Source organism: Streptomyces sp. NBC_01244, assembly GCF_035987325.1.
GTDB lineage: Bacteria > Actinomycetota > Actinomycetes > Streptomycetales > Streptomycetaceae > Streptomyces.
Window position 1 is genome coordinate 5,573,716 of the sequence record NZ_CP108488.1, and the last position, 14,642, is coordinate 5,588,357.

Sequence of the window (14,642 nt, forward strand, 5' to 3'; positions counted from 1 at the left end):
GTCGCCTTCGGTTCGGTCAGCCGTGGGACGACGCGCGCGCGACGAACCCGGCCCAGGCGCGGGGCGCGAAGGCGAGGTGGGGCTGGTGGAGGTCCTTGGAGTCGCGGACGTGGATCGTGGTGGGGGTGTGGGCCACCTCGACGCAGGAGTCGCCTTCGCTGCCGTCGCTGTAGCTGCTCTTGAACCAGTGCAGTTCGGGGTGGCGGGTCACGACGCGTGCTCCAGGAAGTCGGCCCAGGCATGGGGGGCGAAGGTGATGTGGGGCAGGCGAAGATCTTTGGAGTCGCGGACGTGGATCGTGGCGGGGGTGGTGGCCACCTCGACGCAGTCGTTGCCGTCGCTGCTGTCGCTGTAGCTGCTCTTGAACCAGTGCAGCTCGGGATCGTGGATCATGTCTCTCCCAGTAGTTCCTCGACGAAGGCCAGCGACTTCCGTGGCGTGAGCGCCTGAGCTCGGATGATGCCATAGCGCAGTTCGAGGATCCGGAGCTGTTTCGGGTCCGAGACGGGTCGCCCGTAGAAGGCGCCGTCCGATCGGCCCACGGCTGTGCCGTCCTCGAACTTCAGCACCTGGATTCGCCCCGCCATGCCTGCGTGCTCCTCGACGTCGGTCGGCATCACTTGGAACTCGACGTTCGGCAACTGGGCCACCTCCAGTACGCGTTCGAGCTGTCGGCGCAAGACCATTGTCCCTCCGATGGGGCGCGCGAGCGTGACCGCTTCTTGGACGAAGCTGAGCGTCGGAGCGGGAGACCGATCGAAGATCGACTGGCGTGCCATCCGGGCCGCCAACATGCGTTCCGTCTCGTCCGGCGTGTAGACGGGCCGCCATGTGCGGAACAGGGCCCGTGTGTACTCCGGTGTCTGCAGCAGCCCGTGGACGTTGTGGTTGTTGTACGTACTGATCTCGACGGCCCGACCCTCCAGCTTCGCCAGGTCGCGGACCTTCTTCGGGTAGCGGACCTGCTCCATGTCCGCCTTCATCGCCGCGATCTTCCCGCCCGCCCGCAGCGCCTCGTCCGCCCTGTCCAGGTATTCGGGGCGGGGGATCCGTTTGCCCCCTTCGACCTTGCGGACCAGGTCCTCGCCGTAGCCGATCTCCGTGCCGAAGTCGCCGGCGCGGATGCCCGCCTCCTCGCGCCACGCCTTGAGCTGGCGGCCGAGCGCGGCCAGGACCGCGACCCCCTGCTCGTCGTCGGGATCGACGTCCCAGCCGGCGTCTTCCGTACCGTCGTTGTCCACGCTCATGCGTGCCCCACCTTCAACGCACCGATTTCCTCAGCGCTCTGTTCCCGAGGCCCGGACGGGACAGGCGCGACAGCACCGGACAACGACCGGACAGAAGCCGGACGCTCGGGCGGTTCCACTGTTCACGGTACGCAGGCACCACCACGCTCGGTGACATGAATACGCACATCCGTGACTCCGCGCTCCAGTTCACCGCTCGGCTCGCCGCCACGCCCCTCGGCGCGCGCCAGGCCCGGCGGCTCGCCGTCGAGACGCTCACCGGGTGGGGGCTGACCTCCGAGGGGCCCGCGCTCATCGTGGCCGAGCTGGCTGCCAACGCGGTCACCCACGGCCGGGTGCCCGGTCGGGACTTCCGGATCGGGCTCGCCCTCGTCGGCGGGGTGCTGCGGATCGAGGTGATGGATACGCGGGGTGACCGGGTCCCGGGAATCCGGGACGCGGGTGGGTGCGCGGAGGGCGGGCGGGGGCTGGTGCTGGTCGATGCGATCGCGGACCGGTGGGGCGTGGAACTCGGGCTGCCACCGCTCAAGGTGGTCTGGGCGGAGGTGGGGATGGGGATGGCGCGAGGGCCTGCGCAGGTGGCCCTGGGGTGAGGTGTTCGAGCCGGATAGGCTGCCCCGAAATCAGGGACGGGGGAGTCGTGGTGGATCGACGGAAGTGGATCGTGGCGGCGGCGGGCATGGCGGTTCTGCCCATCTGGTGGGTCATGCGCCAGGGGGCCGACGCGAGTGAGGGCCCGTCCGAGGCCGAGGTGGAATGGCGTACGGATACCGCACCGTTGGAGCAGGCGTTCCCGCTGCTCGGCCCGCTCACGAATGCCCAGTGGGTGAGCAGCCGGGACGATGACAGGACCCTGCCGTCCCCGGAGTTGGTGATCTCGGGCTTCTGCCGGCTGGGGCCGGGCAAGCTGGCCGAGCTGACGGCGGCCCACGCCTTCGTTTCCGAGGGGCCGGCCGATGACTTCTCCTCGTGGTTCGAGAGGCCGCTCGTGGGCGAGGGACCGAAGGATCCGCAGTGGATCCGGTTGCAGGAGCTCGACCGCGACGGCAGCGGCTACACCACCAACCTGTGGTTCGACCGCGGCGGCGACACCGTCCGCTTCTGGGCGCTCAACCCGTACGGCTGAGGAACCGGGTCGCGGCGAGCCGGGATCCGGTCAGGCCGGACACAACCCCTTGGAAAGACCAGGTGAAACCAACCAAACCCACCCCTCCGGCTCCCCGTCGCGGCGCCGTCACTCGCATGGGTGAACTGTGCCAACTCGGCTGGATTTTGGGAGGGTTGCCGGGCATATGCTCGCCCCACACAACCTCAGACATGAGACGACCCCCGCCGGGACTGCAATCCCGAACGAGGGTCTGACCAAAGTAGGAAGCTACTACCTTCCCCATGGCTCTTCGGCAGCTTAGCGCGCCTTCGCGCCCATCGTCCCGTGTTCCCACCGGGACCCCCCGATCAGGTGTCGCCCATGTCAACGTCGGGCACGCCGACCGCTTCACGGTGATCGGCAACCACCTCCTCCAGCACCACTCGCTCTCACTGGTCGCGATCGGCCTCGCCGGCTACATCCAGTCGCTGCCCTCCGGAGCCCGGATCGGCATCAAGAGGCTGACGGAGCGGTTCCGGGAGGGGGAGGTCAAGATCTCCGGCGCCCTGCGGGAGTTGGAGGAGTACGGGTACCTGGAGCGCAGCCGGGTCCGGCTGGCGAGTGGTCAGGTGGTCACCCGGACGGTGTCCTACAACCACCCGGCTGCGAAGTGCGGTGCGGGCGGCCGCCCGTCGGGACCGGTGGGGGAAGTGCCGCCCGGACCCGTACAGCCGCCCGGACCGCTCCCGAAGACCGCGCCCGATCCGGAGCCCGATCCGGATCCTGGGCCGGATCCTGGGCCGGGTCCTGGGCCGGAGCCCGAGCCGGAGCCGGAGCCGGAGCCGGAGCCGGAGCCCGAGCCGGACCGCGAGCCCGCGGCGGGGCCGGGGCCCGGGCCCCTGTCGCAGCCCGGGTCGGCACCCGATCCCGTACAACCGCCGGAGGCCGCCGTGTTGCTCGCGCGGCTGCGGGGGGACGATCCGCGGCTGTTGCTCGCCGATCGTGATGTGCGCAGGCTGACGCCGCTGGTCGCGCAGTGGCTGGAGCGCGGGGCGGACCCCGTGGCCGTACGGCTCATGCTGGCCTCCGGGCTGCCCGACGATCTCCGCCATCCGGCGGGCATCCTCGAGCACCGGCTCAAGGCCTGGATCCCGCCCCACCTCCCCGCGGCAGCGCCCGTACGGCCCGTCGAGCGGCCGGACCCGATGCAGAACTGCGACGGCTGCGATCGGGGATTCCGGGCCCCGCGGCCGGGAACCCGGTGTCGGGACTGCCCTCCGGCGCCGTGACCGGGGTGAAGCCGCCGAAGTAGGTCTCAGGCCTCCCGGGCCGCCTGTTCCAGGCGGGCGTGGTGGGTCTGCCACCAGCTCGGGTCGGCCTCGGGGAGGCCGGGGTTGGTGGGCTGCATGCCCGTGGTGCCGTCCAGTAGTTCGCGGAGGATGTCGGCGTGGCCGGCGTGCCGGTGGGTGTCGGAGACGACGCGGATCACGGCGTGGTGCAGGGAGACCTTGTTGTTGTCGCTCGGCCACCACGGGACCGTGCCGAGCGTGTCCAGGGGGAGTGCCTCGATCGTCGCGTCCGCGTGGGCCCACGCGCGGTGGTAGAGGCCGACGATGTCCGCGCGTGACTGGTCGGCGGTGGCCCACATGTCCGCGTTGGGTTCGGCGTCCGGCGCGACCCAGGGGAGGGGTTCGCCGGACGGGCGGGCGAAGGTGTCGCCGAGGTAGCCCAGCTCCGTGGTGGCCGCGTGCTTCACCAGGCCCAGGAGGTTGGTGCCGGTGGGCGTCAGGGGGCGGCGGGCGTCGTACTCCGAGAGGCCTTCCAGCTTCCAGAGGAGGGCTTCGCGGGCCGACTGGAGGTAGAAGTGCAGCTCGGCCTTGGGGTTCGGGTCAGGGAAGGTCATGGGGGCAGTCTTCCCGACGGGTGATCTCCGGGAGCGAGCGCGGGAGCGTGAGTGCTTGGTGGGGGTGTGGGTGGCATGGCGTGGAGCAACGGTGAAAAGGCGGTCGCAGGGGTGTTCAGACGTGGTTACCGCTACGTAAATTACCGGCGGTAACACACCGTCCTGCCAGGGAGGCACGCCGTGACCGCCGAATCGAGCCTGGTGAGGGTCGGCAAGCCAGTCCAACCGCTCAAGCCCGTCGAGCCCGTCAAGACCGTGATCGAGGGGCGGGTCCGCGAGGTGTGGGTGCCGCCGCTGGCCCCGGTGCCGGTCCGCGGGTCCCTCGGGGACATCCCCTTCGACAATGCCCGGGAGGCGCCGCGCGATCCCGTACTCGCACGCAAGGAACGGGACGGGACCTGGCGGGACGTCACGGCCGCCGAGTTCGCCGCGGAGGTGCTCGCCGTCGCGAAGGGGCTGATCGCCGAGGGGCTGCGGCCCGGCGACCGGCTGGCCATCATGGCCAGGACCACCTACGAGTGGACCCTGCTGGACTTCGCGGGCTGGGCGGCCGGGCTGATCACCGTACCGGTCTACCCGACCTCCTCCGCGATCCAGGCGCGCTGGATCATCCAGGACTCGGGCGCCGTGGCCTGCGCCGTGGAGGACACCGTGCAGGCGCGGATCATCAGCTCGGAGCGGGCCAACCTGCCCTGGCTGCGCCACCTCTGGGAGTTCGACACGGGGGCCGTGGCCCGGCTGGTCAAGGCCGGGGAGCACGTGCCCGACGAGGTCGTGGCGGCCCGCCGGGCCGGGTGCGCGCCGGAGTCCGTGGCCACGCTGATCTACACCTCCGGGACGACGGGACAGCCCAAGGGGTGCGTGCTGACGCACGCCAACTTCTTCGCCGAGGTGGACAATTCGGTGGAGCTGCTGCACCCCGTCTTCAAGTCGGTGAGCAAGGACCCCGCCTCGACCCTGCTCTTCCTGCCGCTGTCGCACGTCTTCGGACGGATGGTGGCCGTCGGGTGCATGCGGGCACGGGTGAAGCTGGGCCACGCGCCGAGCATCAGCAGCGAGGACCTCCTCGCGGACCTGGCCGGCTTCCGGCCGACCTTCCTGCTGGCGATCCCGTACGTCCTGGAGAAGGTCTACAACACGGCGCGGGCGACGGCCGAGAAGATGGGCCGGGCCTCCTCCTTCGACCGGGCGGCGCGGATCGCGCGCAGCCTCGGCGAGATCGCGGTCGTGGAGGGCAAGCGGCCGGGGCTGGGCCTGCGGATCGCCAGGGCCCTGTACGAACCGCTCGTCTACCGGCGGATCCGGGACGCGCTCGGTGGGCGCGTCCGGTACATCCTCAGCGGCGGCTCCCCGCTCGGCCGGCGCCTCGCCGCCTTCTACACGGGTGCGGGCATCGAGGTCTTCGAGGGCTACGGGCTCACGGAGACGACCGCGGCCGCGACCGTCACCCCGCCGCTGCGGCCCCGGCTCGGCACGGTGGGGTGGCCGCTGCCGGGGACGGCGGTACGGATCGCGGACGACGGGGAGGTGCTGTTGCGGGGGCCGCACGTGTTCGCGGGGTACTGGAACAGCGGCGTCGCGGTGGGCGGGGAGCAGTGGCTGTACACGGGGGACATCGGGGAGCTCGACGCGGACGGCTACCTGACGATCACCGGGCGGAAGAAGGACGTGATCATCACCTCCGGCGGCAAGAACGTGGCCCCCGCGCCCCTGGAGGACTGGCTGCGGGCCCACCCGCTGGTGGGCCAGTGCATCGTGGTCGGCGACAACCGGCCCTACGTCACCGCGCTCATCACCCTGGAACCGGAGGGGCTCCACCACTGGCGGCAGATGCACAAGAAGGTGGGCGTGCCGATCAGGGAGCTGGTGGGGGACGAGGAACTGCGGGCGGACCTCCAACGGGCGGTGGACGAGGCCAACCGGCTGGTGTCGCGGGCGGAGTCGATCCGGCGGTTCGCGGTGCTGGCGGGGGACTTCACGGAGGAGCGGGGGCACTTGACGCCTTCGCTGAAGCTGAAGCGAGGCGTGATCCTGCGGGATTACGCGCGGGAGATCGACGCGCTGTACCGGTCCTCCTGAGGCCTGAGGCCTGAGGCCTGAGGCCTGAGGTCCGAGGTCTGAGGCCTGAGGTCCGAGGCGCGAGGACCGAGGTCCGTTCAGGCGGATGATCGGATCGGATCGCGGCGGTCGGGTCCGGCCGGTGTGCTGCCGGGCAGGGTGGACACCGAAAGGAGGCCTCGTGATCTCGGCACTCAACCGGCTGGTCGATCTCGTCGAGGAGCATCTGGTCGAGGAGCACCTCGGCGAGGAGCTCGACGTCCCCGGGCTGGCCGGGGAGCTCGGCACGACCGAATACCACCTGCGCCGCATGTTCTCGTCGCTGACCGGCATGCCGCTGTCGGAGTACGTGCGCCGTCGCCGCATGACGGTGGCCGCCGCCGACGTGGTCCGGGGTGAGGACGATCTGTTGAGCATCGCCGTCCGGCACGGATACGGCTCGACGGAGGCGTTCGGACGGGCGTTCCGCGCCGTCCACGGCGCCGGCCTCAGCGACGTGCGCCGGGACGGAGGCCCCCTGCGCGCACAACCCCGGCTCAGGATCCGCCTGACCGTCGAAGGGAGCATCCCCATGGACACCCGCCTCATCGACCGCCCCGCGTTCCGGCTGGTCGGACACGCGGCCCGCGTTCCGCTCATCCACCAGGGCGTCAACCCGCACATCCAGCAGCACATCACCGCACTGCCGCTCGCCGAGCACCTCCGGCTGAAGGCCCTCGGCGACACCGAGCCGGGGGGCCTGCTGCAGGTCTCCGACGACCTCGACCCCGACGGCACGGAGGGGAGCGAACTGACCTACCTGCACGGAGTCGCCGTCTCCCGGTCCACGCCCGCCCCCGACGATCTCGACGCCATCGAGGTGCCGGCCGGCCGGTGGGCGGTCTTCCGCACCGCCGGGCCGCATCCGCAGGCCCTGCAGACGGCCTGGGCCGCGACCGCGACCGACTGGTTCCCCTCCAACCCGTGGCGCCTGCGGCCCGGTCCCTCGATCGTCGCGGTCCTCGACCGGGCGGAGGACTTCAGTACGGCGACCTGTGAGCTGTGGCTGCCCGTCGAACCGGCGTGACGGCGTGACGGCGTGACGGCGCGCGGCCAGTGCACCGGCCGTACCGGCCGTCCCGGCCGTACCGGCCGTCCCGGCCGTACCGGCCGTCCCGGCCGTACCGGCCGTCCCGGCCGTACCGGCCGTCCCGGCCGTACCGGCCGTCCCGGCCGTACCGGCCGTCCCGGCCGTACCGGCCGTCCCGGCCGGACGCCGTCACCCATGCGGCTCCCCGGGCGATCGCCGCTCGCGTCCCGTGCGGCCTGCCCCACGGGCCCGGCCCCGCAGGGCCGTCGGGGACCGGAGTGTGCGCGCGCCGCACCGACCGCGCCGCGGCGGCCGGAGCGGCGTCGGCAGCGCCTGCTTATCGTGAGCCGACCGGTCCGGGGGGTCGCCCGAGGAGGGTGCAGTGCACCGTGCCCGTGCCCGTTCCCGTTCCCGCTCCCGTGCCCGTTCACGTGTCGGCTCCCGTCCCCGCTCGCTTTCCCGGGCCCGTACCCGGATAGGCGCCGGGGTCCTCGGCACCGCTCTGGCCGGGGCCCTGCTCGCCGCCGTGCCCGGAGAGGTGTTGACGACCCCGGCGCCCGCCGCCAGGGGGATCCAGTGGGGCGCGTGCCCGGAGAAGCCCGTGCCCACCGGTATGCGGTGCGGAACCCTCACCGTGCCGCTCGATTACGAGGCCAAGGGCCAGGGCCGGCGTCAGGGCCAGGGCCAGGGCCAGGGCCAGGGCCAGGGGACGATCAGGATCGCCGTCGCCCGGCTTCCCGCCACCGGGCCCGCCGGCAAGCGGATCGGCTCCCTCGTGCTGAACTTCGGCGGTCCCGGTGCCCCCGGCGTCTCCGCCCTCGCCGCCGACCCCAACGCCTTCGCGGAGCTCAACAAGCGCTACGACCTCGTCGCCTTCGACCCCCGGGGCGTCGGGCACAGCGCCCCCGTCACCTGTGGCGGAGGAGACCGGGAGGCGGGCGCGGCCCCCGACGGGCCCGCCGCCCAGCTCGCCGCCCTGCGCGCCGTCGCCAAGCGCTGCGCGCTGGACTCCGGCCCGGTGCTCCCGTACGTCGGCACCGTCAGCGTGGCCCGCGACATGGACCTGCTGCGCCAGGCCCTGGGGGAGGACGAGCTCGACTTCCTCGGCTTCTCCTACGGCACGCGCCTCGGCGCGGTGTACGCCGCACTGTTTCCGCACCGCACCGGCCGGATGGTCCTCGACGGGGTCGACACGCTCACCGAGCCGCTCGGCGAGCAGGCCCTGCTCTCGGCCGTCGGCCAGCAGCGGGCGCTGGACAACTTCCTCGTCTGGTGCGCCCACCAGCAGGGCTGCGTCTTCGGTACGAACACCCGTACCGCCAAGGAGAAGGTCCAGGCCCTCGTCACCCGCCTGGACGCGGCGCCGCTGACCGGTGAGGGCGGGCTGCGCTTCACCGGGCAGGACGTGGCCGAAGCCATCGGGGCCGCCCTGTACTCGCCGAAGGCCTGGCCCGACCTCGCGGACGCGCTCGCGCTGGTCGAGCGCAGCGGCGACCCCGTGGGGCTGATGCAGCTCGGCGGTCCGGACGAGGCGCCGACGCCGCCACCGCCATCATCGCCGCCGGCCTCGCCCCGGGAGGAGCCCGACGCCGCCGCCCCGCCCGCCGTGCCCGCCGACAACGCCACCGCCGCGCTCGTCGCCGTGAACTGCGCCGACGACCCGGACCGCGGCGACGCCAAGGCCTCCCCGGCGGCCGTCGCGCGGGAGCTGGCCGAGCTCCAGCCGGTCTTCCTCGCCGCCTCGCCGATCTTCGGTCCGCGCCAGCTGATGACGGTGCCGGCCTGCTACGGGCGCCCCGCCGGCACCGATTTCATCCGCGAGATCGACCGCCCGGCCGGCATCCCGCGCATCCTGCTCGTCGGTACGCGCGGAGACCCGGCCACCCCGTACGAGTGGACGGAGGAGACGGCGAAGCGGCTCGGCAACACCGTGGTCCTGGACTACAAGGGCGACGGGCACACCGGGTACGTCTCCTCGCGCTGCGTGCAGGGGTACGTGGACCACTTCCTGATCGACGGCCGGCTGCCCTCGGGGACGCGCTCCTGCCCCGCCGAGGAGTGAGGGCGCGCAAGACGCCTCCCCCTGGGCGGGGCAGTGACAACACCGCGTACGAGGTGTGGTGTCAGGTCAGCAGTTGGGGCGCGCCGTACGGCCCGCGAAGCGGTCCGCGAGCCAGTTGCCCGCCGCCAGGGACTGGGTGATGACGCCGCTGACGTGCTCGCCGATCCAGATGGTGTCGAATTCGAGGTTCGCGCCCCGCGCGCACCAGTCGGAGCGCAGCCGGCTCCCGACGGCGTACGGGATGAGCTCGTCGCCGAGCGCGTGGTACTGGTACACGGGCGCGGCCGGGGCGGTGCGCCCGAGCTTGCTCTGGTTCAGCCGGGCCTGCCAGTCCGGCTGGGCGAGCGGGTTGCGGGTGGTCAGGTCGGAGATCCGCTTGAAGGAGCCGGCGATGGCGTCGATGGCCACGCAGTTGTCCTTCATGGCGCCGACCAGGACCTTCCCGGCCGGGTTGAGGTAGGAGTCGAGCTTCAGCTCGGGGAAGGCCGCGTCCTGGCCGGCGGCGGCCATGAAGATGAGGCCGGAGCCGTAGGAGCCGTTGTTGAAGTCGGCCACCTTCAGCAGATCGGCCGGGACGCCGCCCGTCGCGGTGCCCTTGACCCGCAACTCCGGTGCGTACGAGCCCTGCAGCTCGGCGGCCCAGCTGCTGGCCTGGCCGCCCTGGGAGTACCCCATGATGCCGACGGGCGTGGTGGCGGACAGCCCGGCCTCGGGGAGGCGGGTGGCCGCGCGGGCGGCGTCGAGCACGGCGTGGCCGGCGGCGGGGCCGACGGTGTAGGTGTGCACGCCGGGGGTGCCGAGGCCCTCGTAGTCGGTGACGACCACGGCCCAGCCGCGCAGGGTGAGCTGCTGGATGAGGTTGGCCTCCATGGAGGTGCCGTACGGGAGGTTGTTGCTCGGCGCGCAGGAGTCGCCCATGCCGACGGTTCCGACGGCGTAGGTGATCAGGGGGCGCGGGCCGGTGCGGCCGTCCTGCGGGACGATGACGGTGCCGGAGACCACGTTCGGGGCTCCGTCGGCGGTCGTCGAGTTGTAGTGGATCTTCCAGGCCTTGGTGTTGGTGGGCTGGCCGGGCAGCGGGTGGAACGCGGACGGCGCGCTGCTGACGACGTCGCCGGGGCGGGCGGTGGCCTACTCGGCCTGCGGGGCGGCCTGGTCGGCGGCCTGGGCGGTGGCGGTGGCGGGGATCGCGGCCGAGAGGGCCAGGGCGGCCACTGCGGCGAGTGCTGAGCTTCGGATGCGCATGGGGCGGCTCTCCCAAGGGTCCGGGTGGGGGTGGTAGGTGAGGAGAAGGTAGTGACCGACCGGTAGGAACGTCGCTGACCGCACAGCTCAGCTTTCCTGACCCGGAATCCCACTCGCCCCGGCGATGACGCGACGGCGCCCCGTCCCCAGGGGGTCCGGGGTACGGGGCGCCGTCGCGTCAGGGGCCGACAGGTCTAGCCGTTGTCCTTGTCCTTGTCCTTGCGGTCGTGCTCCTTCAGCGTGATGTCCTCCGTGTCCGTGAAGTCGATGTGCGTCGAGGCGTGTGTCGTGTACGGGTAGGCGACGATGACCGAGCCCGAACCCGGTTTGCCGGACTGGTCCTCCTTCAGCAGGCCCTTGGGAGAGCCGGCGCGGACGATCAGCTCGTCACCCTTCTCCGGCCGGACGTTGGACGGGTCTCCGCCGTCGACGGAGAGCTGGGTGCTGACGGTGTCCTTGACGAGGAAGTCGATCGTGTCCTTGCCGCCGCGGGCGAGGACCCCGATCCGCTCGGTCTGTGCCGTGGTGATCCGCAGGCCGAGCAGTGCCACGAGCGGGGACGGCTTGCGGACCAGCGGCAGGGAGTCGACGTGGAGCGTGGTGTACGTGTCCACGACGCCGCGGATCCGGTCGCCCCGGGTGGTGCCCACGATGGTCACCTCGTCGTCTCCGCCGTCGGTGCTGATCCCCACGTCACCGGTGACGTTGAAGAAGTTCAGCACCTGCCGGGAGCCCGCCCGCTCCAGCCGCCCGCTGTTGACGCCGAGCGGGGTGAAGGTGAGCCGGTCGTCGCCCGACCCGCCCGTGACGGCCGCGCCGTGCCCGTTCGCGTCGAGGTTGACGACGGGGATCCCCTGGATGCCGGCGAAACCGCCCGGGATGCCCGGGTAGCCGGTCACCTGGCCCTCGGCGATGTCGACCAGCACGTTCGCCGTGGCGCCCGTGAGGCTGAGCGAGTGCTTGGCGATGGTCACCGGGAGGGAGGGAGAGGCCGGGCTCACGTTGCCGGCGAGGTCCTCGAGGAGGACGTCGACGTCGTACCGGCCGTCGCGCAGCGCGGAGCTGACGACCTCGTACTCACCGGCCGGGGTGACGGTGTCCGTGCCGACCACGGCCGCGCTGCCTCCCGCGGGGGCGGTCCGCAGCCGGACCAGCGCGTTCGGCTCGACCGACGAGCCCTGGAAGGCGGGCTTGATGATGGTGGTGATGTTGTCGACGTCGCTGCCCGCGCTGTCGCTGGAGGCCAGCAGGTCGGGGGCGGCGGCCGGCCGGACCGGCGCGACCGTGTCCAGAGTGATCACGAGTGCGTGGGCGCTCTCCGCGCCCGAGCCGGTGACGTGGGTGGTGCCGGCGACGCGGGGGTTGTCGGACGGGTCGACGATGATCACCTCGGCGGTGATCTGGTTCTCGCCCTCCCGCAGGACCGGGTCCAGGCGGATCTGGTACAGCCCCGGCTTGTTCGTCGGATCGACGGGCGTGGCGAAGCCGACGCGCTCCCCGTCGCGCTCCACGGCCACCTTGTAGCCGGGGGCGTCGTCGGTGAGGGCGGGCGTGGTGTTCTGCGGGGACAGCTGGATGCCGGCGGAGCGCAGCTCGGCGTCGTTCACGCGGAGGAAGAGGTCCGGTCCGACGACCTTGGTGACGTCGTCCCTGTCGGAGCGGCCCGAGTCGGACTGCTGCTTGAGGTCCAGGCTGAAGGGCTCGGGGGCCGCGCGGTTGGCGACGACGAGGTCGTAGGTGCCTTGCGGCGGGTCGGTCGGTGAGGCGTCCCCGGGCCGGGTCGGGTCGGTCACGCCGGCGGCGCTGACCACGACGTAGTACGGCTCGTCCTGGACGACGGGGATCGCGAGCAGGCCGGTGGAGGTGCCGGCCCGGGTGGAGACGGTGCCGGTGGCGACGCGGTTGCCGAACTTGTCGTACGCGCGGACCGCGAGCGGGGCGATCACCTCGTTGAAGCGGATCTCGGTGGTGAGGTGGCCGGTGTGACGGGGCGTGACCCGGAAGAAGTCCACGTCGGTCGCGGTGTGCAGGGTGAGGCCGCGCCGGTTGAACTGCTCGTTCGAGCCGAGGTCGGCGGCCACGGCGTGGTCGATCGACTCGTTGGGCTCGTGGGAGTCGGGGAAGGCCCCGAGCATCGAGAAGACGTCGAAGTAGGTGTCCTGGTTGCCCGCTGAGGGTGCGGTGGGGGTGGGCGGGGTGGTGTTGCCGGTCCAGGACGCGTAGGCGATCCCGTTCACCGTCCACAGCCCGTTGTACTCGCCGATCCGCAGGGTCCGCCGGGTCTCGCCGGCGACCATGGTGCCGCAGCCGGCGAAGTTGCCGAAGCGGCACGGGGCGTTGCGGTCGGGGTCGAAGGGGGAGTCGCTGACGCGGAAGTCCTGCGTCCAGGTCTGGCCGCCGTCTCGGCTGGTGGTGCCGTACAGCTCCAGCAGGAAGTTGTCGGCCCCGTTCGGCCCGGTACCACCATTGCGCCGGCCACTGCGGTTGTCGTACCAGGTGACGACGGCGTTGCCGTCCTGGTCGATGTGGGCGTTGGGCATGACGGCGAAGGTCTGGCCCGGTCCGTGGTCGACCCGGCCCCGGGTGAAGTTCAGGCCGTTGTCCGTGGAGCGGGCGATGACGACGTCGGCGTCGTCGTCGTTCCCGTAGTTGTTGTCGGGGTCGTCATTGGCGACGACGTAGACGTTCCCGGCCCGCGCCGGGTCGGGCAGGATGTACGGCTGCACGGTGCCCTGGAGCCAGAAGTCGGTCCCGGGGATCTCGGTGGCCGGGTTGTTCTGCCGGTTGCAGGTGACGTCGGCCTGGCCCGCGCCGAACGGCACCGTCCGCTGCTGGGGGGTGCCGGCGGCGAAGTCGGCGCCGCCGGAGCCGTCCCGGAGCAGCTGGGTCGTGCCCACTGCTCCATCGCCGGCGCAGGTGTCGGTGTGGTAGGCGACGTAGAGGTCGCCGTTCTGGGCGACGGCCGCGTGCGAGGGCCAGACGAAGCCCTCGCCGGCCTGGGAGACGGCGGCCGCGGCGGACCAGGTCGTGCCGCCGTTCGTGGAGCGCGAGAACAGGATCCGCGAGCCGCCGGCGGCGGGGAGTTCCGTCCAGACGATGTAGACGTTGCCCACGTACGGACTGGTGGGGTTGGAATCGACCACCAGCCACTGCTTGTCGTGGTCGATGTTGCCGTTCGGGCTCACCTGGACGGGGGTGTAGGTCTGGGTTCCCGTCGTCGTGGTGTCGTTGATCCGGCCGACCCCGAGCCCGAGCCGGGCGGGGGTCGGGTTGGTGTTCAATCCGCCGCGCGACAGGTGCGTGACGAAGAGGTTTCCGTCGGCGTCGAAGCCGAGCACCGGGTCGCCGTTGCACGGGGTGACGGTCGACGTCCGCGTGATCGGGAAGCCGTCCCGCCCGTAGTTGAGGTCGATGTGGACAGTGCAGCCCTCCATGACGGCGACCTGTCCGGGCTTGCGGGGGTTGGCGGTGGCGTTGTGCGGCTCGTTGTTGCCGGTGCCGATCCTGCGGTCGTCGCCCGCCCACGCGGGGGAGGCGGCGGGGCCGAGGATCGTGAGCGACTGCAGTACGAGGAGAATGCTGCTGACGGTGGTGAAGGCACGCCTGTAGAGGTGGTTGCTCAGCATGCGTCCCGCTCTCTGGCTCTGTACATCCCGCTCCTTCCAGCCCGACGGCCGCACCTGACCTGAGCGGCTCCACGTGCTGTTCGAGAGTGGACTCTGGCACCACGCCGATGGCGGCACAGAAGGCGCTCCGAGCCGCGGCACGGGAATTCACCAAGATCACTGAAAGAACCACCCGCCCGGCGTAGCTTTGCCAGTTTTGCCGAGTGCGAACGTTCTGTGTTGATGGGTGCGTCTGCATGTCGACTGGAAGTGGCTCCGATTTTAGTGGGGGTGGGGTGGGGTGGGTGAGCCTTTCTTCATTCTTATCGATTTGCAATCACATACGAGTTAATTGTCAAAGTCCGC

11 protein-coding genes and 1 pseudogene are annotated in these 14,642 nt (G+C 71.7%); 6 read left to right on the top strand and 6 right to left on the bottom strand.

What is annotated here, in order from left to right:
* Positions 1–16 precede the first annotated feature (16 nt).
* Genes OG247_RS25210 through OG247_RS25220 form a run of 3 tightly spaced genes read right to left on the bottom strand, consistent with a single transcriptional unit; the run spans position 17 to position 1,247 of the window.
* The gene (locus tag OG247_RS25210; RefSeq protein WP_327254385.1) at positions 17–211 is read right to left on the bottom strand and encodes a DUF397 domain-containing protein; all 195 of its coding nucleotides are present in this window, start codon (positions 209–211) and stop codon (positions 17–19) included.
* Positions 208–393 carry a DUF397 domain-containing protein gene (locus OG247_RS25215; protein ID WP_327254386.1) on the bottom strand — a complete coding sequence of 62 codons (186 nt, stop codon included), beginning with the start codon at positions 391–393 and terminating at the stop codon, positions 208–210. Before OG247_RS25215 ends, OG247_RS25210 begins: the two co-directional genes overlap by 4 nt.
* Positions 390–1,247 (bottom strand): helix-turn-helix domain-containing protein, encoded by an 858-nt coding sequence (locus OG247_RS25220; RefSeq protein ID WP_327254387.1) that lies wholly within the window; start codon positions 1,245–1,247, stop codon positions 390–392. Before OG247_RS25220 ends, OG247_RS25215 begins: the two co-directional genes overlap by 4 nt.
* A gap of 155 nt (positions 1,248–1,402) precedes the next feature.
* Here OG247_RS25220 and OG247_RS25225 point away from each other — a divergent pair, with 155 nt between their 5' ends.
* The 3 genes from OG247_RS25225 to OG247_RS25235 all read left to right on the top strand — a co-directional run bounded on the left by OG247_RS25225 (position 1,403) and on the right by OG247_RS25235 (position 3,623).
* A complete protein-coding gene (locus OG247_RS25225) occupies positions 1,403–1,840 on the top strand; it encodes an ATP-binding protein (RefSeq protein WP_327254388.1) in 438 nt (145 codons plus the stop codon).
* 50 nt (positions 1,841–1,890) lie between these two features.
* Positions 1,891–2,373, top strand: coding sequence for a hypothetical protein (locus tag OG247_RS25230; protein WP_327254389.1), 483 nt, complete (start codon positions 1,891–1,893; stop codon positions 2,371–2,373).
* 374 nt (positions 2,374–2,747) lie between these two features.
* A complete protein-coding gene (locus tag OG247_RS25235; protein WP_327254390.1) occupies positions 2,748–3,623 on the top strand; it encodes a helix-turn-helix domain-containing protein in 876 nt (291 codons plus the stop codon).
* A 26-nt stretch (positions 3,624–3,649) separates the two neighbouring features.
* Here OG247_RS25235 and OG247_RS25240 read toward each other — a convergent pair whose 3' ends face one another.
* Positions 3,650–4,237, bottom strand: coding sequence for a DinB family protein (locus OG247_RS25240; protein WP_327254391.1), 588 nt, complete (start codon positions 4,235–4,237; stop codon positions 3,650–3,652).
* 255 nt (positions 4,238–4,492) lie between these two features.
* Between OG247_RS25240 and OG247_RS25245 the strand changes: the two genes are divergently transcribed.
* From OG247_RS25245 to OG247_RS25255, 3 genes are all read left to right on the top strand, one after another.
* Positions 4,493–6,316, top strand: a complete 1,824-nt coding sequence (locus OG247_RS25245; RefSeq protein WP_327257615.1) for an AMP-dependent synthetase/ligase — start codon at positions 4,493–4,495, stop codon at positions 6,314–6,316.
* Positions 6,317–6,476: 160 nt separating this feature from the next.
* Positions 6,477–7,361 carry an AraC family transcriptional regulator gene (locus OG247_RS25250; RefSeq protein ID WP_327254392.1) on the top strand — a complete coding sequence of 295 codons (885 nt, stop codon included), beginning with the start codon at positions 6,477–6,479 and terminating at the stop codon, positions 7,359–7,361.
* 385 nt (positions 7,362–7,746) lie between these two features.
* A complete protein-coding gene (locus tag OG247_RS25255) occupies positions 7,747–9,426 on the top strand; it encodes an alpha/beta hydrolase (protein ID WP_327254393.1) in 1,680 nt (559 codons plus the stop codon).
* A gap of 66 nt (positions 9,427–9,492) precedes the next feature.
* On the opposite strand, the pseudogene OG247_RS25260 reads toward OG247_RS25255, so the two are convergent.
* Positions 9,493–10,671: pseudogene (locus OG247_RS25260) on the bottom strand (lipase family protein).
* Between the two features lie 194 nt (positions 10,672–10,865).
* A complete protein-coding gene (locus OG247_RS25265) occupies positions 10,866–14,297 on the bottom strand; it encodes an Ig-like domain-containing protein (protein WP_327254394.1) in 3,432 nt (1,143 codons plus the stop codon).
* Between the last annotated feature and the right edge of the window lie 345 nt (positions 14,298–14,642).